Here is a 19284-nt window from a genome sequence, read left to right on the forward strand (position 1 = left end):
GGGATAGCTGAATTAGAGATCGGCATCCTTACATTCTTTATACTTTGGAGTTTGAAAATGTCTCTAAGCGTTGAAGCTAAAGCTAAAATCGTTTCTGAGTTTGGTCGTGGTACTAACGACAGCGGTTCTACCGAAGTTCAGGTTGCACTGCTGACTGCACAGATTAACCACCTGCAGGGTCACTTTGCAGAGCACAAAAAAGATCACCACAGCCGTCGTGGTCTGCTGCGTATGGTTTCTCAGCGTCGTAAACTGCTCGACTACCTGAAGCGTAAAGATGTTGCACGCTACACCGCGCTGATCGAGCGTCTGGGTCTGCGTCGCTAATTCTTGCGAGTTTCAGAAAAGGGGGCCTGATGGCCCCTTTTTTCAACCAGACGGCAGCAATTCAGGGGAAACTATTGTATTGTTGCTATAAATGATCTTCATTGCAGAGGTTCGCGCGGCTAATGAGAGGCTTCACCCATGGGGGTGTCGGTTGTCATTAGTCGCGAGGATGCGAAGAAGGTCGGGTTAAATCGTCAGCACACCTGAGGTGTGCTTTCAAACATTTAAGAAAGGACAGAATTTTGCTGAATCCGATCGTTCGTAAATTCCAGTATGGTCAGCATACCGTCACGCTGGAAACCGGCATGATGGCTCGTCAGGCTACTGCTGCGGTAATGGTAAGCATGGATGACACTGCTGTATTCGTTACCGTAGTTGGCCAGAAAAAAGCTAAACCAGGTCAGGACTTCTTCCCACTGACCGTGAACTACCAGGAGCGTACCTACGCTGCCGGTAAAATCCCGGGTGGCTTCTTCCGTCGTGAAGGCCGTCCAAGCGAAGGCGAAACCCTGATCGCGCGTCTGATTGACCGCCCGGTTCGTCCGCTGTTCCCGGAAGGCTTCGTCAATGAAGTGCAGGTTATCGCAACCGTTGTTTCCGTTAACCCACAGGTTAACCCGGACATCGTAGCGATGATCGGTGCGTCTGCTGCCCTGTCACTGTCTGGTATCCCATTCAATGGCCCAATCGGTGCCGCGCGCGTCGGTTACATCAACGACCAGTACGTGCTGAACCCAACTCAGGAAGAGCTGAAAGAGAGTAAGCTGGACCTGGTTGTTGCCGGTACTGAAGCAGCGGTTCTGATGGTTGAATCTGAAGCAGAACTGCTGAGTGAAGACCAGATGCTGGGCGCAGTGGTCTTCGGCCACGACCAGCAGCAGATTGTTATCCAGAACATCAACGACCTGGTGAAAGAAGCCGGTAAACCACGTTGGGACTGGCAGCCAGAAGCGGTAAACGACGCGCTGAACGCACGCGTAGCTGCACTGGCAGAATCTCGTCTGAGCGATGCATATCGCATTACAGACAAACAGGAGCGTTATGCTCAGGTTGACGTGATCAAAGATGAAACCATCGCAACCCTGATCGCGGAAGACGAAACGCTGGACGCTAACGAGCTGAGCGAAATCCTGCACGCTATCGAGAAAAACGTTGTTCGTAGTCGCGTACTGGCAGGCGAGCCGCGTATTGATGGCCGTGAAAAGGACATGATCCGTGGTCTGGATGTGCGTACTGGCGTGCTGCCACGTACTCACGGTTCCGCGCTGTTCACCCGTGGTGAAACCCAGGCGCTGGTTACCGCTACCCTGGGTACTGCACGTGACGCACAGAACATCGATGAACTGATGGGCGAGCGCACTGACAGCTTCCTGTTCCACTACAACTTCCCTCCGTACTCTGTGGGCGAGACCGGTATGGTTGGCTCACCGAAGCGTCGTGAAATTGGTCACGGTCGTCTGGCGAAGCGCGGCGTGCTGGCAGTAATGCCAGAAGCAGACAAATTCCCGTACACCGTACGTGTCGTGTCTGAAATCACTGAATCCAACGGTTCTTCTTCCATGGCTTCCGTGTGTGGTGCCTCTCTGGCGCTGATGGATGCAGGCGTGCCGATCAAAGCCGCCGTTGCGGGTATCGCAATGGGTCTGGTGAAAGAAGGCGACAACTTCGTTGTTCTGTCTGACATTCTGGGTGACGAAGATCACCTGGGTGATATGGACTTCAAAGTGGCGGGTTCCCGCGACGGTATCTCTGCCCTGCAGATGGATATCAAAATTGAAGGTATCACCAAAGAGATCATGCAGGTTGCTCTGAACCAGGCTAAAGGTGCGCGTCTGCACATTCTGGGCGTGATGGAACAGGCTATCAACGCACCACGTGGTGATATCTCTGAATTCGCTCCGCGTATTCACACCATCAAGATCAATCCAGACAAGATCAAAGATGTTATCGGTAAGGGCGGTTCTGTTATCCGTGCACTGACCGAAGAAACGGGCACCACCATCGAAATCGAAGATGACGGTACTGTGAAAATCGCAGCAACCGACGGTGAGAAAGCGAAATATGCTATCCGCCGTATCGAAGAGATTACAGCAGAAATCGAAGTGGGCCGTATCTACAATGGTAAAGTGACCCGTATCGTTGACTTTGGTGCATTCGTTGCCATCGGTGGCGGTAAAGAAGGTCTGGTACATATCTCTCAGATCGCTGACAAGCGCGTTGAGAAAGTGACCGATTACCTGCAAATGGGTCAGGAAGTACCGGTGAAAGTTCTGGAAGTTGACCGCCAGGGCCGTATCCGTCTGAGCATTAAAGAAGCAACCGAGCAGTCTCAGCCTGCTGCGGCGCCGGAAGCTCCGGCTGCCGAACAGCAAGGCGAGTAAGGTTGCCATTTGCCCTCCGCGCAGGCGGAGGGCTTATTATCAGGCAGGACGCCTTGTTAAGCCGCCGGGGGACAGGACGTTCATCCAATAGTTGTCTTCGGGAGTGGGAAATGAAGCCTTTTTTGCGCTGGTGTTTCGTTGCGACAGCTTTAACGCTGGCAGGATGCAGCAACTCTGCCTGGCGTAAGAGCGAAGTCCTCGCAGTGCCATTGCAACCGACTTTGCAGCAGGAAGTGATTCTGGCACGCATGGAACAAATACTTGCCAGTCGGGCTTTAACCGATGACGAACGCGCACAGCTTTTATATGAGCGCGGAGTGTTGTATGATAGTCTCGGTCTGAGGGCATTAGCGCGAAATGATTTTTCACAAGCGCTGGCAATTCGACCTGATATGCCTGAAGTATTCAATTACTTAGGCATTTATTTAACGCAGGCAGGCAATTTTGATGCTGCCTATGAAGCGTTTGATTCTGTACTTGAGCTTGATCCAACTTACAACTACGCGCACTTGAATCGCGGTATCGCATTGTATTACGGCGGTCGTGATAAGTTAGCGCAAGATGATCTGCTGGCGTTTTATCAAGACGATCCTAATGATCCTTTCCGCAGCCTGTGGCTTTACATCGTTGAGCAGAAGCTCGATGAGAAGCAGGCCAAAGAAGCACTGAAACAGCGCTTCGAGAAATCGGACAAGGAACAGTGGGGATGGAACATTGTCGAGTTCTACCTGGGCAACATTAGCGAAGCAACGCTGATGGAACGCCTCAAGGCGGACGCAACGGATAACACCTCGCTCGCTGAGCATCTCAGTGAAACCAACTTCTATTTAGGTAAGTACTACCTAAGTCTGGGGGATATGGACAGCGCTACGGCACTGTTCAAATTAGCGGTTGCTAACAACGTACATAACTTCGTTGAGCACCGTTATGCATTGTTGGAATTATCGCTCTTGGGCCAGGAGCAAGACGACCTGGCAGAATCGGACCAGCAATAGCTGACGACATAAACATCAGCCCGTAATCTTTTGATTGCCATCACCTTCACTGGTGAGGGCGTTGTTGTTCGTCAATACACCTAATTTGAGCCGGTTCACACTTTTCAATGAAAATTGCTAATCATTTTCACGATGAGCTAAGTAGACTGGCCGCCATTAATATCGAGGCACTTGTACTACATGGCTGAATTCGAAACCACTTTTGCAGATCTGGGCCTGAAGGCTCCTATCCTTGAAGCCCTTAACGATCTGGGTTACGAAAAACCATCTCCGATCCAGGCTGAGTGTATCCCACACCTGCTTTCTGGTCGTGACGTGCTGGGCATGGCCCAGACCGGTAGCGGTAAAACCGCAGCATTCTCGCTGCCGCTGCTGAACAACATTGATCCGGACCTGCGTGCGCCGCAGATCCTCGTCCTGGCTCCAACCCGTGAACTGGCTGTTCAGGTTGCTGAAGCAATGACGGAATTCTCTAAACATATGCGCGGCGTAAACGTGGTAGCCCTGTACGGCGGCCAGCGTTATGACGTGCAGTTACGCGCCCTGCGCCAGGGCCCACAGATTGTTGTCGGTACGCCGGGCCGTCTGCTGGATCACCTGAAGCGCGGTACCCTGGACCTCTCTAAGCTGAGCGGCCTGGTACTGGATGAAGCAGATGAAATGCTGCGTATGGGCTTCATCGAAGACGTTGAAACCATCATGGCGCAGATCCCGGAAGGTCATCAGACCGCTCTGTTCTCTGCAACCATGCCAGAAGCGATCCGTCGCATTACCCGCCGCTTCATGAAAGAGCCGCAGGAAGTGCGTATTCAGTCTAGCGTGACCACTCGCCCGGACATCAGCCAGAGCTACTGGTCTGTATACGGCATGCGCAAAAACGAAGCGCTGGTCCGTTTCCTGGAAGCGGAAGATTTTGATGCGGCGATTATCTTCGTACGTACCAAAAATGCGACCCTGGAAGTGGCTGAAGCGCTGGAGCGTAGCGGCTACAATAGCGCAGCGCTGAACGGCGACATGAACCAGGCGCTGCGTGAGCAGACTCTGGAGCGTCTGAAAGATGGTCGTCTGGATATCCTCATTGCAACCGACGTGGCAGCACGTGGTCTGGACGTTGAGCGTATCAGCCTGGTTGTAAACTACGATATCCCAATGGACTCCGAGTCTTACGTTCACCGTATCGGCCGTACCGGTCGTGCGGGTCGTGCGGGCCGTGCGCTGCTGTTCGTTGAGAACCGCGAGCGTCGTCTGCTGCGTAACATTGAACGCACCATGAAGCTGACCATTCCAGAAGCCGAGCTGCCAAACGCAGAACTGCTGGGCAAACGCCGTCTGGAAAAATTCGCCGCGAAAGTACAGCAGCAGCTGGAAAGCAGCGATCTGGATCAGTACCGTGCGCTGCTGTCCCAGATCCAGCCTGTCGCTGAAGGCGAAGAGCTGGACATGGAAACCCTGGCCGCAGCACTGCTGAAAATGGCGCAAGGCGAACGTAGCCTGATTGTGCCACCTGATGCGCCGATGCGTCCTAAGCGTGAGTTCCGTGACCGTGACGATCGTTTCGAACGTCGTGGCGACCGTAACGACCGTGGTCCACGCGGTGACCGTCCAGAGCGTGGTGGTGAAGACCGTCCACGTCGCGAGCGTCGTGACGCTGGCGAAATGGAACTGTATCGCATTGAAGTGGGCCGTGATGATGGTGTTGAAGTTCGTCACATCGTTGGCGCGATCGCTAACGAAGGCGACATCAGCAGCCGTTACATCGGTAACATCAAGCTGTTCGGTTCACACTCAACGATCGAGCTGCCAAAAGGCATGCCGGGCGAAGTACTGCAGCACTTTACTCGCACCCGCATTCTGAACAAGCCAATGAACATGCAACTGATGGGTGATGCACAGCCTCGCTCTGACCGCGGTGGCGAACGCCGTGGCGGTGGTCGCAGCTTCGGTGGCGAGCGTCGTGAAGGCGGTCGTAGCGAAGGTCGCACTGGCGAACCTCGTCGTTTCTCCGGCGAGCGCCGTGAAAATCGTGGCCCACGCCGCGAAGAAGGCACCAGCCGTCGTCGTTTCGGTGACGCGTAAGCCTTTTCGCTTTTGACGTAAAGTAAAATATACAGCCCCGATAGTTGTTATCGGGGCTTTTTTTATTCCTTTTGTACTCCTGTACTGGTACAGTGCATCACATTAAAATGCACACCACATTTTTGACTGGAGATAAGGCCGCATGGCAACACTAACCACCACCCAAACGTCACCTTCGCTGCTTGGCGGCGTGGTGATCATCGGCGGAACCATTATTGGTGCCGGGATGTTCTCCCTGCCAGTGGTTATGTCCGGTGCGTGGTTCTTCTGGTCGCTGGCGGCGCTGGTTTTCACCTGGTTCTGCATGCTCCATTCCGGGCTGATGATCCTTGAAGCAAACCTGAACTACCGCATTGGCTCCAGCTTCGACACCATCACCCGAGATCTGCTGGGCAAAGGCTGGAACATGGTGAACGGGTTGTCCATCGCGTTTGTACTCTATATCCTGACCTACGCGTACATTTCAGCGAGCGGATCGATTCTGCATCACACCTTCTCCGAGATGTCGCTGAACGTTCCGGCGCGTCTGGCGGGTCTCTGCTTCGCGCTGGGCGTGGCGTTTATCGTCTGGATGAGTACCAAAGCGGTCAGCCGCATGACGGCGATCGTGCTGGGCGCCAAGGTCATCACCTTCTTCCTGACCTTCGGCAGCCTGCTGGGGCACGTCACGCCGGCCACGCTGTTTAACGTTGCGGAAGTGAACACCTCCTACACGCCATACCTGCTTATGACGTTGCCATTCTGTCTGGCGTCGTTCGGCTACCACGGCAACGTACCGAGCCTGATGAAGTACTACGGCAAGGATCCGCGCACCATCGTGAAATGCCTGATTTACGGCACGCTGCTGGCGCTGGGGCTGTATGTGATCTGGCTGCTGGGGACGATGGGTAACATCCCGCGTCCGGAATTTATCGGCATTGCGCAGAAGGGCGGTAACATTGATGTGCTGGTACAGGCGCTGAGTGGCGTGCTGAACAGCCGCAGTCTGGATCTGCTTCTGGTGGTCTTCTCTAACTTTGCGGTGGCGAGCTCATTTCTCGGCGTGACGCTGGGCCTGTTTGACTACCTGGCAGATCTGTTTGGTTTTGATGACTCTGCGATGGGGCGCTTCAAAACGGCGCTGTTAACCTTCCTGCCGCCGATTGTGGGCGGCCTGCTGTGGCCGAACGGTTTCCTGTACGCCATCGGCTATGCAGGACTGGCGGCTACCATCTGGGCGGCGATTGTACCGGCGCTGCTGGCGCGTAAATCACGTAAGCGCTTCGGCAGCCCGAAATTCCGCGTCTGGGGCGGAAAACCGATGATTGCGCTGATCCTGGTATTTGGTATCGGCAACGCGGTGGTGCACATGCTGTCGAGTTTTAATCTGTTGCCTGTGTATCAGTAAACAGAAAGCCCGGTGGCGCTACGCTTACCGGGCCTACAGGGATCGCGTAGGCCGGATAAGGCGAAGCCGCCATCCGGCAAAAAACTACCCCACCAACTCCTCTTTCACCTGCATCGCCAGATCAAATGAATGCAAACGCGCCTGATGATCGAAAATCTGGCCGTTGACCATAATTTCATCCGCCTGCGTTTCTCGTAGCACTGCCTCCAGACCGTGACGCACCTTCGCCTTATCACCCACCAGCGACATGCTCAGGGCCTGCTGCACGCCATACTGCTCGGAGGCCGACCACAGCTGATGCATATTTTCTACCGGTGGTGGCAACTGGCCCGTCTCGCCGCGACGCAGCTTCACAAACGCCTGCTGCATGGAGGTAAACAGGAATTCCGCGTCGCGGTTGCTGTCGGCGGCAATGATATTGATGCACACCATCGCATACGGCTTCTCAAGACGCTCGGAAGGCTTGAAGTTTGTGCGGTAGAGATGCAGAGCCTGATGCAGCATATCCGGTGCGAAGTGGGAAGCGAACGCGAACGGCAGCCCCAGCTGTGCGGCAAGCTGTGCGCTGTACAGACTTGAGCCTAACAGCCACACCGGGATTTTCTCGCCGTAGCCCGGCACCGGGCGCACGTGCGGGTTAGGATCGCTCGCATCGAACCAGTCTACCAGCTCCGCTACATCACGCGGGAAGTTGTCGATATCGCCGCTCATATGGCGACGCAGGGCGCGCATGGTCGGCTGGTCGCTGCCCGGCGCGCGGCCAAGACCCAAATCAATGCGACCGGGGTAGAGTGTATTCAGGGTGCCAAACTGCTCGGCAATCACCAGCGGGGCATGGTTCGGCAGCATCACGCCACCGGAGCCAAGGTGCAAAGTAGTGGTATTCGCCGCCAGATAGCTAATCAGTACTGAGGTGGCGGCGCTGGCGATGCCCACCATATTATGGTGCTCCGCCAGCCAGTAGCGGTGATAGCCACGTTTTTCGGCAAGCTGAGCCAGATCCAGAGAGTGCGAAAAGGCTTCTCTTGCCGAGGAGCCTTGTGGAATCGGTGCCAGATCCAGCACCGAAAACGGAATGGTTTTGTCAGTCATAACAGCTCACTTTGTCGACGGTCAATCTTTAATACTGCATTAAAAAATGATAACCGTTGTTAACAAAGTGAGCTTTTTTACCCCTGCAATTCCAGTCCGGCGAGACGTTTCCAGTAACCGTTGCAGTCGCTGTTTGCCGTCAGCGGCAGCGGCGAGGTGCCGTTTTCGTTGGCACGGAAGGCGTCCAGCATGGTGAACACGCCGGTATCGAGCGGCGAAAGACGCACCATATCCACCAGCCCATGCATTGACGCCAGCTCGTTGCCGAGGTTATAGACGTAACCGCTCATAGTCTGAATGCCGTTGAGGACAAACACCTGCTGATTCTCCTGTGACAGCATGCTGCGTCCGTTCGGGTACTTAATGCAGCAGGTTTCACACTCGTCTTTCGGGCGATCTTCGGAACGCGCGGTGAAGCAGCGGGCAGAGTAGGCCAGCGGCAGATGGCCGTAGCTCAGCACTTCGACTTCAAACTGATTGCGAATGCCCAGCTCGTCACACTGATTTAGCAGGTTGACCAGCCAGTCGCGGGAGAGCTCAACCGGCATGCACCAGCGTGTCATCCCCTTTTTGAGCAGCAGGCGCAAGGTCACCGCGTTATAGCAGTTCAGCGCATGTCCGGCGACAAACGGCAGCTTACGCTCGGCGCACATGTTCACCACGCCCAGGTCGCTCGCCTCCAGCAGGAACTCACCGTTTTCGACGTAGCGCTTCAGCTCGCCCAGTTCAGAGGACGCCTGCACCAGCGCCAGCGTCGAGAGCACCACCTGCTTGCCGCTGCCGGCCAGGCTTTTCGCCATATCCAGCCAGTCGCCCACTTTGGTGGCACGGCGCTTGCTGCACACCGCTTCGCCGAGGTAAATCACATCGGCGCTGCTGTTAGCCGCCTGCTGGTAAAAATCTTCCAGCGTCTCTTTTGGCCAGTAGTAAAGCACCGGCCCTAATGAATATTTCATGATTATCTCACTGCCATTTACGGTGATACGCGCCGAGCGTGGTTTGCGTGCCTTCGGACATCGCGCCGAGCGTCTCCATCCAGGCCGCCTGCGGGGCGTAGTTTTGCGGGTCCGCCATGCAGCGGTCGATGGCCTGACGCCACACCTTCGCCACCTGGCTCACGTAGGCCGGGCTACGCTGGCGGCCTTCGATTTTCACCGAGGCAATGTTGGCGGCCAGCAGTTCCGGCAGCAGCTCCAGCGTGTTGAGGCTGGTGGGCTCCTCCAGCGCGTGGTAGCGCTCGCCGTCCACCAGATAGCGGCCTTTGCACAGCGTCGGGTAGCCCGCGTTTTCACCGTCCTGATAGCGGTCGATTAACACATCATTCAGGCGCGACTCCAGCCCCTGCGGCGTTTGCTGCCAGCGAACGAAGCGGGCAGGCGAGCAGGCACCGACGGTGTTTGGCGATTCCCCGGTAAGATAGGAAGAAAGATAGCAGCGGCCTTCGGCCATGATGCACAGGCTGCCGAAGGCAAAAACCTCCAGCGGAACTGGCGTGACGCGCGCCAGTTGCTTAACCTGATGAATAGAGAGCACGCGCGGCAGCACCACGCGGGCTACGTCAAAGTGTCGATGATAAAAACGCACGGCCTCTTCATTGGTGGCCGATGCCTGAACAGAGACGTGGCGCTCAATATGCGGATAACGTTCTGCCGCATACTCAAGCATAGCGAGGTCGGCCAGGATCAACGCATCGGCGCCCAGCTGGGCCGCCATATCCACGGCGCGCTGCCAGCGGGCGTAGCCATCAGGATGGGCAAAGGTATTGATGGCGATGTGCAGTTTGCGCCGGTGCTGGTGAACGAAGTTAACGGCTTCCTGAAGCTTTTTCTCCGTAAAGTTAAGACCCGCAAAATGGCGGGCATTGGTATCATCTTTCAGCCCGATATAGACCGCATCGGCCCCATTTTCGATGGCCGCCTTAAGCGCCGGAAGGTTTCCGGCAGGGCAGAGCAGCTCCATAATTTATCCCGATGTTGTCGATCGCAGGGATCGTAAAAAATGTTAACGAGCTGGGATTTTAATTAACCCATACGCGACAATTTTTGATTTAAGGCAGCTAATGGCGTATTGATGGCACCAATAATGAGGTATACCGGACAACGGTTTGTTGATTTACGCCGCTATCTTCTTGTCGGGATATGGCAAAATAGCAGGACTATAGCTATCAGGGAGTAAAGCTCGTGCTGGATAAACTGCGTTCACGTCTCGTACAATTTGGCCCATCAATGCTGAGCGTGCCGGTAAAACTGGCGCCGTTCGCGCTTAAACGCCAGGTGCTGGAACAGGTACTGAGCTGGCAGTTCCGCCAGGCGCTACAGGACGGTGAGCTTGAGTTTCTGGAAGGCCGCTGGTTAAAGATTGAAGTACGCGATATCGGGTTGCGCTGGTTTACTTCCGTAGAGAACGATCGGCTTATCGTCCGTGAAACCGCCGAGGCGGATGTCAGCTTTAGCGCGGATGCCAGCGATCTGCTGATGATCGCCGCGCGCAAACAGGATCCGGACACCCTTTTCTTCCAGCGTCGTCTGGTGATTGAAGGCGACACGGAGCTCGGTCTGTACGTCAAAAATTTAATGGATGCCATTGAGCTGGAGCAGATGCCGAACGCACTGCGTATGATGTTGATGCAAATGGCAGATTTCGTTGAGGCCGGGCTAAAAACCCCGCCGGACAGTAAACACACTTCAGTAGGTGAACCATGCTGATTCGAGTCGAAATTGGGATTGATGCGCCGGGTATCGATGCGTTGTTACGCCGCTCTTTTGCAGGCGACGCCGAAGCTCAACTGGTTCACGATCTTCGCGAAGATGGCCTGATTACGCTGGGCCTGGTTGCCACCGACGATGAGGGGCAGGTGGTCGGCTACGTGGCGTTCAGTCCGGTGATTGTGCAGGGCGAAGAGTTACAGTGGGTCGGCATGGCGCCGCTGGCGGTGGATGAAAACTACCGTGGACAGGGCCTGGCACGCCAGCTGGTCTATGAAGGGCTGGATTCCCTGAATGAATTCGGCTATGCCGCTGTCGTCGTTCTGGGCGATCCGGCGTTCTACGAGCGTTTAGGCTTTGAGCCAGCGTCCAGATACGATCTGCGCTGCCACTGGCCAGGCACGGAAACATCTTTCCTGGTACATCCTCTGGCGGACGATTCGCTCGACGGCGTTACCGGTCTGGTGGAGTACCACGATCATTTCAATCGTTTTTAAGCAGGCTTTCGCGTAGCGCCTCGAAAGAGCCGTCCCCGTTGACGAGACGCTCTTTCTGGCGCTTCGTCAGCTGCTTGATGCGGTACTCCAGCCTGAGCGCCAGGGATCTGTCGCCCACGGCGGCTGAAAACGCCAGCTGAAGTTCACCTTTCCCCCGCAGTGCTTTCGCCCCTTTTCCCGTTTGATGTTGTAAAAAACGCCGTGCCACATCGGTAGTGATCCCGGTGTAGAGTGCGTTATCAGCGGTTCGGACAAGATAGAGAAACCAGCACACGGTAAACAGATTCAGTATGTTAAGGTGAACGCACCATAGCATGAGAGAGAGCGAAAATGGAAACACTGGCCGCCATTAACCGCTGGCTGGCAAAGCAGCATGTTGTGACCTGGTGCGTCTGTAAAGACGAGGAGATGTGGTGCGCAAATGCCTTTTATTACTACGATCCCGAGCGCGTGGCCTTTTACGTGATGAGCGAAGACAAAACGCGGCATGCGCAGATGACGGGCCAACAGGCAAAAGTGGCGGGCACGGTAAATGGTCAGCCTAAAACCGTTGCGCTGATCCGCGGGGTCCAGTTCAAAGGCGAAATTCGTCGCCTGGAAGGTGAGGAAAGCGACGCCCAGCGTAAACGCTATACGCGCCGCTTCCCGGTGGCCGCAGCGCTAAAAGCCCCGGTGTGGGAAATCCGCCTCGATGAGCTGAAATTTACCGACAACACCCTGGGCTTTGGCAAGAAGCTGCACTGGTTACGCACCGAGCAGGCGTAGCGCTTCGCGGTTAAAAGCTGGAAGATCGTCCGGCGTACGGCTGGTGATCAGCTGATCGTTATCGTTCACCACTTCCTGATCGTAGAACTCGGCGCCGGCGTTTTTCAGATCGATAACGATCGGTTTCACCGCGGTGAGCTTACGCCCGCGTACCACCTCGGCGCTGATCAGCAGCTGCGGGCCGTGGCAAATGGCAAACACCGGTTTACCGGTGCCGACGAAGTCACGGGTAAAGGTGACGAAACGCTCGTCCCCGCGCAGGGAATCCGGTGAATGGCCGCCCGGTAACAGCAGGGCGTCGAAATCCGACGGGCTGACGTTATCAATGGATTCGTCAATGGTCACGCTGGCTTCACCCTTGTGGCCCTTCACGGTTTTACCCGCTTCTTTTTCGATGGTGACCACCTCGTGGCCCGCCTTGCGGAATGCCTCTGCTGGCGACGTAAATTCTGAATCTTCAAACTCGTCGGTAATCAAGACTGCGATTTTTTTACCCATGCTTCCTCCGTTGTTTTCGCTTCAGACTGTTTTTTTCCCGTTTGTGGTAAATACTTACCGGTAACAGACTTTTAAGTGTGGTAGAGCAGGCCCAGATCGCAAACGGACAATTCTGTAAAGGGGACAAGATGAGTCAGGTACTGATTACCGGCGCAACCGGGCTGGTGGGTGGACATCTGCTGCGGCTGCTGATCCAGGATCGGCATATCAACTATATCGCCGCCCCGACGCGTCGCCCGCTGTTGGATATCACCGGCGTCTATAATCCGCACGATCCCCAGCTTACCGACGCGCTGGCGCAGGTGCAGGATCCCATTGATATCGCCTTTTGCTGCCTTGGCACCACCCGACGGGAAGCGGGCAGTAAAGAAGCCTTTGTCCATGCAGATTACACGCTGGTGGTAGATACCGCTCTGACGGCCAAGAAGCTGGGTGCTAAGCATTTCCTGGTGGTCAGCGCGCACGGCGCGAACGCAGGCTCGCCGTTTTTTTACAACCAGGTGAAGGGCAAAATGGAAGAGGCGTTAATCGCGCAGCAATGGGAGCGCCTGACCATCGTGCGGCCTTCCATGCTGATGGGCCACCGCGACGAACGGCGTTTTAACGAGTCTTTTTTCGCTCCGCTGTTTCGCATCCTGCCCGGTAACTGGAAGTCCATCGAGGCGCGGGATGTCGCGCAGGCGATGCTGAAAGAGGCACTGGCTCCGTCGCAAGAGGGGGTTAATATTATCCCTTCGGCAAAACTGCGTGAAATCGCGCAGGGCGAGGCGTAAACTTCCCCGGCTTATTAAATAACACCTTCCGGGGAATGGTATGACTGGTCAGTCTTCATCTCAGGCGGCAACACCTGTTCAGTGGTGGAAGCCCGCACTCTTCTTTCTTGTGGTCATCATTGGCCTCTGGTATGTGAAATGGCAGCCGTACTACGGTAAAGCCTTCACCGCCGCCGACACCCACAGCATCGGTAAATCGATTCTCGCGCAGGCCGATTCCAGCCCGCTTCGCGCGGCGTGGGATTACGCCATGGTCTATTTTCTTGCCGTCTGGAAAGCGGCGGTATTGGGCGTATTGCTGGGCTCGCTGATTCAGGTACTTATCCCGCGTAACTGGCTGATAAAAACCCTGGGACAACCGCGCCTGCAGGGCACGCTGCTGGGAGCGATTTTCTCCCTGCCGGGCATGATGTGCTCCTGCTGCGCTGCACCGGTGGCGGCGGGTATGCGCCGACAGCGCGTGTCGATGGGCGGCGCGCTTGCCTTCTGGATGGGTAACCCCCTGCTGAACCCGGCAACGCTGGTGTTTATGGGCTTCGTTCTCGGCTGGCATTTCGCGTTTATCCGTCTGGCGGCTGGCCTGCTGACGGTGGTGCTTGTCGCTACGCTAGTGCAGCACCTGGTGAAAGACAACGAGGCCGGGCCTGCCTCCGTTGAGCTGGACCTCAGCGATCCGCAGGGCAGTTTCTTAGCTCGCTGGGGCAAAGCGCTGTGGCAGCTTTTCTGGAGCACAATCCCGGTCTATATCCTGGCCGTACTGGTGCTCGGGGCGGCGCGCGTCTGGCTGTTCCCGCATGCGGATGGCGCTATCGACAACACGCTGATGTGGGTGATTGCGATGGCGGTGGCCGGTTGCCTGTTTGTGATCCCAACCGCGGCGGAGATCCCGATTATTCAGACCATGATGATGGCTGGCATGGGTACCGCACCGGCGCTGGCGCTGCTCATCACGCTGCCGGCGGTGAGCCTGCCGTCGCTGATCATGCTGCGTAAGTCATTCCCGGCGAAAGCGCTGTGGCTGACGGCGGGGCTGGTGGCGTTGAGCGGAGTGATTGTGGGGAGTATGGCGCTGGTGTGAAAGAAAGCCCGGTGGCGCTGGCGCTTACCGGGCTTACAGTCAGGTGTGAATTACTTGATATAAGTAAAGGCGGTGGTGACGTGCTTCACGCCGCTCACCCGGCTGGCGATATCCGCCGCCGCTTTCCCTTCACGTTCTGTCACCAGGCCCAGCAGGAACACTTCGCCGTTCTCAGTGGTTACTTTCACGTTTGAGGATTTCACCTGGTCGGTACCCAGCAGCTGGGAACGCACTTTGGTGGTGATCCAGGTATCAGATGACGCGGTGCCGAGACCAATCGGCTGGCCCTGGCGGATCTCGTTAAACACTTCCGCCGTACCTTCTACGCCCATCGCGATCTGTTTGGCGCGCGAGGCGAGTTCAGGGGTTGGCGCCTGGCCTGCCAGCAGAACTTTGCCCTGATAAGCCGTCACGTTAATGCGTGCTTCCTTCTTGATCTGTTCGTCTTTCGACAGCGCACTGTTTACGCGCAGCTCAAGCGTACCGTCATCCACCTGCGTCCCAACGGTACGCGGATCGGTCGCTGCTTTGGTGCCGACCGCTGCGGTACCGACTACAGCGGCAGCGATGCATCCCTGAAGCAGTAATGCAGACATCACGACTGCAAGGGCCGATAAAACCTTCATGAGAACTCCTTAATCATCCTGGTGAGGGAAAAGCGTGTTATCGATCAGATCGCATAAGCAGTTCACCGTGAGCATATGCATCTCCTGGATGCGGGCGCTACGGTGCGAAGGAATGCGGATCTCCACATCCTGCGGCCCCAGCAGGCCAGCCAGCTCACCGCCGTCGTAACCGGTCAGGGCGACAATCGTCATGTCCCGGGTTACTGCCGCTTCAACCGCCTTAACGATATCCCGGCTGTTACCGCGCGTGGAGATCGCCAGCAGCACGTCTCCGGCATGGCCTAAGGCGCGCACCTGCTTGGCGTAAATTTCGTCATGCAAACGATCGTTGGCAATCGCAGTTAAGACCACGTTATCGGTGTTTAGTGCAATGGCTGGTAAACTCGGTCGCTCGGTTTCGAAGCGATTGATCATGCTGGCAGCAAAATGCTGTGCGTTGGCGGCGGACGTGCCATTGCCACAACAGAGGATTTTGTTGCCGTTGAGCAGCGACTGAACCAGCGTCATCGCTGCACGCGAGATCGCGTCCGGAAGGGCTTCCGCTGCGGCAATCTGCGTTTGAATGCTTTCTGTGAAGCACACTTTTATTCGTTCGAGCACGGTATCCCTTTAAAATCTTATTTATGCGTCTTCGCCAAACGCGTTTTTAAGCCAGTCGATCGCATTTCCGGTGAAGGCTACCACATCGAAACGGCAATCCACAGTATCAAAACTCCCATTATGGCGGGCAAGCCACAAGTGGGCAGTCTGTAATAATTTTTGTTGTTTGGCGAGCGTCACGCTGGCGGCAGCACCGCCAAAACGGGACGACTGTCGGTAGCGTACTTCAACAAACACGATGGTTTGACCGTCTTTCATAATCAGGTCAATCTCGCCGCCGCGCCCGCGAACGTTGGCGGCGACAAAGCGCAGTCCTTTGCCTTCAAGCCAGCGGCGCGCTTTTAGCTCCCACGCGTCGCCGGTCTCTTTGCGGCTTAACTGGCCGGGACGATCTGCCCCTGCTGGTATTTGAGCCATGATAACTTCCTGTTAATCACACAATCCTGATCGGCGGTCAGATCGCCGGTATTCCCGTTAAGCTCAAAGCCCGGTACCTGGCGCATCTGGGTAAAGTGGTTTGCCAGCGCCCAGGCATCGACGCCCATCGCGTACAGACGCGCCAGGGAATAATCATTGCGCACCGCGCCCAGCGCCTGCTGCATCAACTGCGGGTTGCTGCCTGCCAGCATAGGGATCTCGCTGTATTGCAGTCCTTCCATTTCCAGACGGAAATCCGGGCCTGCGGTACCCTGTGCGCTGCGTGAGCTGGCGTAGAGCGTTGCGCCGCTCTGGCTGCCGTTACGCATGGCGATCATTGGTTTGATAAAGGCGATCTCTTCCGGCGTAGCGACGATGTACGCCGAATCCACTTTACCGCCGCCGCTGATTTGCGCGTCGGTAGGGGGGGCCGGGATCGTCAGACCGCCGATGGTGACGCTCTGCTGCTGCGGCAGGCTGGCGGATACCGGGCTACCGTTGAGGGCAATACCTGCCCCGCCGTTCACGCCCGCTCTCAGTTCGGAAGCTGAGCCAAATTTCTGCTGCAACACCACGCCACCGCCAAGGGTCTGCCACTCTTGCGCAAAGGCGTTGGCAACGCGGTCGCCCAGCGTGCTGCGTGGGATCAGCAGCAGCGGCGCCTGTTTGCCCTGCTCGTGGATATGACGGGCCGCATCGCGGGCTTCATCCTCCGGAGAGAGGGCGAAGTAACAGATATTGGCGCGGTTCTGAACCTGCTCAGGCTGGTTAAGCGCAAGCACGTTCAGCGTGGTGTTGCTCTTCATCAGCGCTTCCACGTTGTTTTTCAACAGCGGGCCGACAACGATGCTGGCCCCGTCCTGCTGAACCTGCGCCAACACCTGGTCAAGCGGCTGGGCGCTGGTGTCGTAGATTTTCAACTCTGCACCAGGGTTAGCGCTGGTGGTGGCCACAGCCTGCGGCTGGGCTGCTGGCTGCTGTTCCGGCTGCGCGGTTTGCGGCTGAGGTTGTTCTGCCGTCGCGGGCGCCGGGGTTTCAGCCGGGGCCTGTGTTGCCGCAGGCGCTGAGGTAGCGGGTTGCGTCGTTGGGGCGGTAACCGGATTCTGCATGGTGCCCTGGGCAGGGGTTTGCGCGGTGGTCAGGTCGCTGGTTTCGGCGGCTGACGGACTGACGACGTCATTCACATTCGCCGCCTGTGCTGCCTGCGCCGGAACGGCGCTGCCGGTGACGGCGGTAGTGCCGTTTTTCGCGGCTTCAAAACCTTGCTGAATGGCGCGGCCAAACACCGCTGCCTGGCCGTTTAACGGCAGCAGCAGGGCGATTTTGCTGGTGGAGGCGGGCTTAAAGTTTTGCACGTTCACCAGCTGCGTTGGCAGCATTTTTGCTCCCGGGTTTTGCGGGTAGCGCTTTTGCCAGTCGGTAATGCCGGCTTTCAGCATGTTCGGATCGCTGCGGTTGTTGAACCACATCTGTTGCAGATCCAGCCAGCCTTGCAGGACATTTTCATCGGCGTTGATCACCAGCGCTCTGGCCTGATCCTGGGTCATGGAGGCGAGTGCCTGCCAGGTTGCGTCAATATTTTTCTGCTTGTCCGCACCCGCGAGCAGAGGCTCCTGGGCAATCAGCGCGCGGAGAAGCGTCAGGGAGGGGCGACCTTGCTCAGCGGTGATACCGGCCTGCCAGAAACGGGCCTGCTGATTCTTATCCAGCGCGCTCAGTTCGATAGTGCCGAGGATCTTCTTCGCGCCGTCGAAATCTTTCTGCGCGACCTTCAGTTCTGCCGACAGCAGCGTCTGCTCATGGCGCTGATCGTCGTTAAGATCCTGCGGCAGCTGGCTGAACAGCTCGGCAGCCTGCTGGGTTTTTCCTTCCTTCAGCAGTGCACGAATGGCGAGTAATTGCCAGTTGATCCTGGTATCATTTGAACTCTGCGACATTTGTTGCAGATAAAAGCCAGAATCAGCCTGAGCGGATCCCTGCATATGAGCAGTGCTCTGGTCGGGTGCCTGGGTGCCGCAGCCGGTAAAGATCAGGGCTGCCAGCAGGAGGGGCACGCTGTGCGCGGCTTTTTTTCGAAGAAACGTTAACGGTACCATACTGTATCCAGTGATTTTTTTACGCAATGCTCAATATTAAATCGGCAATACGGACGAAACAATGAAACAACACGAAACGGCAGATAATTCTCAAGGCCAGCTTTATATTGTACCTACTCCTATCGGGAATTTGTCTGATATTACCCAACGTGCACTCACTGTATTGCAAGCTGTTGATTTAATTGCTGCTGAAGACACCCGTCATACCGGTTTACTGCTGCAGCACTTTGCCATTAACGCCCGTTTGTTTGCCCTGCACGATCACAATGAGCAACAAAAAGCCGAAACGCTGGTGGCGAAGCTGAAAGAAGGGCAGAACATCGCGCTGGTCTCCGATGCGGGTACGCCGCTTATCAACGATCCGGGTTACCATCTGGTGCGCACCTGCCGTGAAGCAGGGATCCGCGTTGTGCCGCTGCCGGGGCCGTGTGCTGCTATTGCCGCATTAAGTGCGGCGGGCCTGCCGTCCGATCGTTTCTGCTACGAAGGTTTCCTGCCTGCTAAATCCAAAGGCCGTCGCGACGTGTTAAAGGATCTGGAAGCAGAGCCGCGTACCCTGATTTTTTACGAATCAACCCACCGCCTGCTGGAAAGCCTGGAGGATATGGTTACCGTCTGGGGCGAATCCCGCTACGTGGTGCTGGCGCGCGAGCTGACCAAAACCTGGGAAACCATTCACGGCGCGCCGGTTGGCGAACTGCTGGCGTGGGTGAAAGAGGATGAGAACCGCCGCAAGGGCGAAATGGTGCTGATTGTCGAAGGGCATAAAGCGCAGGAAGACGCCCTGCCTGCCGATGCGCTGCGTACGCTGGCCCTGCTACAGGCTGAACTCCCCCTGAAAAAAGCGGCGGCGCTGGCGGCGGAGATCCACGGCGTGAAGAAAAATGCGCTGTATAAATATGCGCTGGAGCAGCAGGGGGAGTAAGCCCCTGCCGCCTGTTTTGCCGGGTGGCGGCTTCGCCTTACCCGGC

The 19284-nt window shown here is 56.4% G+C and carries 21 protein-coding genes; 12 read left to right on the forward strand and 9 right to left on the reverse strand.

Annotated features, from left to right (window positions below; all coding sequences use genetic code 11):
• The first annotated feature begins 57 nt into the window (after positions 1-57).
• From rpsO to mtr, 6 genes are all read left to right on the forward strand, one after another.
• Positions 58-327 (forward strand): 30S ribosomal protein S15, encoded by a 270-nt coding sequence (rpsO, locus tag ACNQ0T_RS13060; RefSeq protein ID WP_003861789.1) that lies wholly within the window; start codon positions 58-60, stop codon positions 325-327.
• Positions 328-569: 242 nt separating this feature from the next.
• Entirely contained in the window at positions 570-2708 is a 2139-nt protein-coding gene (gene pnp, locus ACNQ0T_RS13065) for a polyribonucleotide nucleotidyltransferase (RefSeq protein WP_022649515.1), read from the forward strand.
• A gap of 110 nt (positions 2709-2818) precedes the next feature.
• Positions 2819-3703: a lipoprotein NlpI gene (gene nlpI, locus ACNQ0T_RS13070; protein ID WP_003861782.1), complete on the forward strand. Its 885-nt coding sequence runs from the start codon at positions 2819-2821 to the stop codon at positions 3701-3703.
• Positions 3704-3810: 107 nt separating this feature from the next.
• A complete protein-coding gene (yrbN, locus tag ACNQ0T_RS13075) occupies positions 3811-3891 on the forward strand; it encodes a protein YrbN (RefSeq protein WP_097397692.1) in 81 nt (26 codons plus the stop codon).
• Positions 3884-5779 carry a DEAD/DEAH family ATP-dependent RNA helicase gene (locus ACNQ0T_RS13080; RefSeq protein ID WP_022649514.1) on the forward strand — a complete coding sequence of 632 codons (1896 nt, stop codon included), beginning with the start codon at positions 3884-3886 and terminating at the stop codon, positions 5777-5779. The genes yrbN and ACNQ0T_RS13080 overlap by 8 nt, the downstream gene beginning before the upstream one ends.
• A 142-nt stretch (positions 5780-5921) precedes the next feature.
• Positions 5922-7166 carry a tryptophan permease gene (mtr, locus tag ACNQ0T_RS13085; RefSeq protein WP_023298717.1) on the forward strand — a complete coding sequence of 415 codons (1245 nt, stop codon included), beginning with the start codon at positions 5922-5924 and terminating at the stop codon, positions 7164-7166.
• 84 nt (positions 7167-7250) lie between these two features.
• On the opposite strand, the gene ACNQ0T_RS13090 is transcribed toward mtr, so the two are convergent.
• The 3 genes from ACNQ0T_RS13090 to ubiU form a co-directional block, all read right to left on the reverse strand.
• Positions 7251-8258 carry a luciferase-like monooxygenase gene (locus tag ACNQ0T_RS13090; protein ID WP_063853598.1) on the reverse strand — a complete coding sequence of 336 codons (1008 nt, stop codon included), beginning with the start codon at positions 8256-8258 and terminating at the stop codon, positions 7251-7253.
• Between the two features lie 77 nt (positions 8259-8335).
• The gene (locus ACNQ0T_RS13095; protein WP_417930121.1) at positions 8336-9214 is read right to left on the reverse strand and encodes a U32 family peptidase; all 879 of its coding nucleotides are present in this window, start codon (positions 9212-9214) and stop codon (positions 8336-8338) included.
• A gap of 7 nt (positions 9215-9221) precedes the next feature.
• Complete coding sequence (gene ubiU, locus ACNQ0T_RS13100) at positions 9222-10217, reverse strand: ubiquinone anaerobic biosynthesis protein UbiU (RefSeq protein ID WP_003861773.1); 996 nt, start codon at positions 10215-10217, stop codon at positions 9222-9224.
• A 221-nt stretch (positions 10218-10438) separates the two neighbouring features.
• Here ubiU and ubiT point away from each other — a divergent pair, with 221 nt between their 5' ends.
• Positions 10439-10963, forward strand: a complete 525-nt coding sequence (gene ubiT / locus ACNQ0T_RS13105) for a ubiquinone anaerobic biosynthesis accessory factor UbiT (protein ID WP_023307057.1) — start codon at positions 10439-10441, stop codon at positions 10961-10963.
• The gene (locus ACNQ0T_RS13110) at positions 10957-11460 is read left to right on the forward strand and encodes a GNAT family N-acetyltransferase (protein ID WP_022649509.1); all 504 of its coding nucleotides are present in this window, start codon (positions 10957-10959) and stop codon (positions 11458-11460) included. The genes ubiT and ACNQ0T_RS13110 overlap by 7 nt, the downstream gene beginning before the upstream one ends.
• Here the strand turns inward: ACNQ0T_RS13110 and ACNQ0T_RS13115 are convergent.
• Entirely contained in the window at positions 11447-11776 is a 330-nt protein-coding gene (locus ACNQ0T_RS13115) for a GIY-YIG nuclease family protein (RefSeq protein ID WP_003861768.1), read from the reverse strand. The two genes, ACNQ0T_RS13110 and ACNQ0T_RS13115, sit on opposite strands and share 14 nt — an antisense overlap.
• A gap of 14 nt (positions 11777-11790) precedes the next feature.
• Between ACNQ0T_RS13115 and ACNQ0T_RS13120 the strand changes: the two genes are divergently transcribed.
• Positions 11791-12225: a YhbP family protein gene (locus ACNQ0T_RS13120; RefSeq protein WP_022649508.1), complete on the forward strand. Its 435-nt coding sequence runs from the start codon at positions 11791-11793 to the stop codon at positions 12223-12225.
• Here ACNQ0T_RS13120 and ACNQ0T_RS13125 read toward each other — a convergent pair.
• Complete coding sequence (locus ACNQ0T_RS13125; protein ID WP_015571965.1) at positions 12205-12723, reverse strand: type 1 glutamine amidotransferase domain-containing protein; 519 nt, start codon at positions 12721-12723, stop codon at positions 12205-12207. The genes ACNQ0T_RS13120 and ACNQ0T_RS13125 overlap by 21 nt on opposite strands.
• 128 nt (positions 12724-12851) lie before the next feature.
• Between ACNQ0T_RS13125 and ACNQ0T_RS13130 the strand changes: the two genes are divergently transcribed.
• Both ACNQ0T_RS13130 and ACNQ0T_RS13135 read left to right on the forward strand, forming a co-directional pair.
• Positions 12852-13496 carry an NAD(P)H-binding protein gene (locus ACNQ0T_RS13130; RefSeq protein ID WP_022649507.1) on the forward strand — a complete coding sequence of 215 codons (645 nt, stop codon included), beginning with the start codon at positions 12852-12854 and terminating at the stop codon, positions 13494-13496.
• Positions 13497-13536: 40 nt separating this feature from the next.
• The gene (locus tag ACNQ0T_RS13135; protein ID WP_063149067.1) at positions 13537-14574 is read left to right on the forward strand and encodes a permease; all 1038 of its coding nucleotides are present in this window, start codon (positions 13537-13539) and stop codon (positions 14572-14574) included.
• 50 nt (positions 14575-14624) lie between these two features.
• On the opposite strand, the gene dolP is transcribed toward ACNQ0T_RS13135, so the two are convergent.
• From dolP to ACNQ0T_RS13155, 4 genes are read right to left on the reverse strand one after another with little or no spacing between them, the layout of a single operon-like run.
• The gene (gene dolP / locus ACNQ0T_RS13140) at positions 14625-15200 is read right to left on the reverse strand and encodes a division/outer membrane stress-associated lipid-binding lipoprotein (RefSeq protein WP_022649505.1); all 576 of its coding nucleotides are present in this window, start codon (positions 15198-15200) and stop codon (positions 14625-14627) included.
• Positions 15201-15209: 9 nt separating this feature from the next.
• Positions 15210-15800 (reverse strand): DnaA initiator-associating protein DiaA, encoded by a 591-nt coding sequence (gene diaA / locus ACNQ0T_RS13145; RefSeq protein ID WP_003861754.1) that lies wholly within the window; start codon positions 15798-15800, stop codon positions 15210-15212.
• 21 nt (positions 15801-15821) lie between these two features.
• Positions 15822-16217, reverse strand: a complete 396-nt coding sequence (locus ACNQ0T_RS13150; RefSeq protein ID WP_022649504.1) for a YraN family protein — start codon at positions 16215-16217, stop codon at positions 15822-15824.
• The gene (locus ACNQ0T_RS13155; protein WP_045622090.1) at positions 16175-18313 is read right to left on the reverse strand and encodes a penicillin-binding protein activator; all 2139 of its coding nucleotides are present in this window, start codon (positions 18311-18313) and stop codon (positions 16175-16177) included. The genes ACNQ0T_RS13150 and ACNQ0T_RS13155 overlap by 43 nt, the downstream gene beginning before the upstream one ends.
• Before the next feature lie 61 nt (positions 18314-18374).
• On the opposite strand from ACNQ0T_RS13155, the gene rsmI reads away from it, so the two are divergent.
• Complete coding sequence (gene rsmI / locus ACNQ0T_RS13160; protein WP_063146524.1) at positions 18375-19238, forward strand: 16S rRNA (cytidine(1402)-2'-O)-methyltransferase; 864 nt, start codon at positions 18375-18377, stop codon at positions 19236-19238.
• Positions 19239-19284 lie beyond the last annotated feature (46 nt).

Source organism: Enterobacter cloacae complex sp.6700776 (genome assembly GCF_048284255.1).
Taxonomy (GTDB): domain Bacteria; phylum Pseudomonadota; class Gammaproteobacteria; order Enterobacterales; family Enterobacteriaceae; genus Enterobacter; species Enterobacter intestinihominis.

Coding starts and splice junctions, on each gene's coding strand:
- rsmI (WP_063146524.1), top strand. CDS start 18,375: ATGAAACAACACGAAACGGCAGATAATTCTCAAGGCCAGCTTTATATT.
- yrbN (WP_097397692.1), top strand. CDS start 3,811: ATGAAAATTGCTAATCATTTTCACGATGAGCTAAGTAGACTGGCCGCC.
- ACNQ0T_RS13080 (WP_022649514.1), top strand. CDS start 3,884: ATGGCTGAATTCGAAACCACTTTTGCAGATCTGGGCCTGAAGGCTCCT.
- ACNQ0T_RS13135 (WP_063149067.1), top strand. CDS start 13,537: ATGACTGGTCAGTCTTCATCTCAGGCGGCAACACCTGTTCAGTGGTGG.
- mtr (WP_023298717.1), top strand. CDS start 5,922: ATGGCAACACTAACCACCACCCAAACGTCACCTTCGCTGCTTGGCGGC.
- ACNQ0T_RS13110 (WP_022649509.1), top strand. CDS start 10,957: ATGCTGATTCGAGTCGAAATTGGGATTGATGCGCCGGGTATCGATGCG.
- ACNQ0T_RS13090 (WP_063853598.1), bottom strand. CDS start 8,258: ATGACTGACAAAACCATTCCGTTTTCGGTGCTGGATCTGGCACCGATT.
- ACNQ0T_RS13150 (WP_022649504.1), bottom strand. CDS start 16,217: ATGGCTCAAATACCAGCAGGGGCAGATCGTCCCGGCCAGTTAAGCCGC.
- ACNQ0T_RS13155 (WP_045622090.1), bottom strand. CDS start 18,313: ATGGTACCGTTAACGTTTCTTCGAAAAAAAGCCGCGCACAGCGTGCCC.
- dolP (WP_022649505.1), bottom strand. CDS start 15,200: ATGAAGGTTTTATCGGCCCTTGCAGTCGTGATGTCTGCATTACTGCTT.
- ACNQ0T_RS13095 (WP_417930121.1), bottom strand. CDS start 9,214: ATGAAATATTCATTAGGGCCGGTGCTTTACTACTGGCCAAAAGAGACG.
- ubiU (WP_003861773.1), bottom strand. CDS start 10,217: ATGGAGCTGCTCTGCCCTGCCGGAAACCTTCCGGCGCTTAAGGCGGCC.
- rpsO (WP_003861789.1), top strand. CDS start 58: ATGTCTCTAAGCGTTGAAGCTAAAGCTAAAATCGTTTCTGAGTTTGGT.
- ACNQ0T_RS13120 (WP_022649508.1), top strand. CDS start 11,791: ATGGAAACACTGGCCGCCATTAACCGCTGGCTGGCAAAGCAGCATGTT.
- ACNQ0T_RS13115 (WP_003861768.1), bottom strand. CDS start 11,776: ATGCTATGGTGCGTTCACCTTAACATACTGAATCTGTTTACCGTGTGC.
- ACNQ0T_RS13130 (WP_022649507.1), top strand. CDS start 12,852: ATGAGTCAGGTACTGATTACCGGCGCAACCGGGCTGGTGGGTGGACAT.
- nlpI (WP_003861782.1), top strand. CDS start 2,819: ATGAAGCCTTTTTTGCGCTGGTGTTTCGTTGCGACAGCTTTAACGCTG.
- ACNQ0T_RS13125 (WP_015571965.1), bottom strand. CDS start 12,723: ATGGGTAAAAAAATCGCAGTCTTGATTACCGACGAGTTTGAAGATTCA.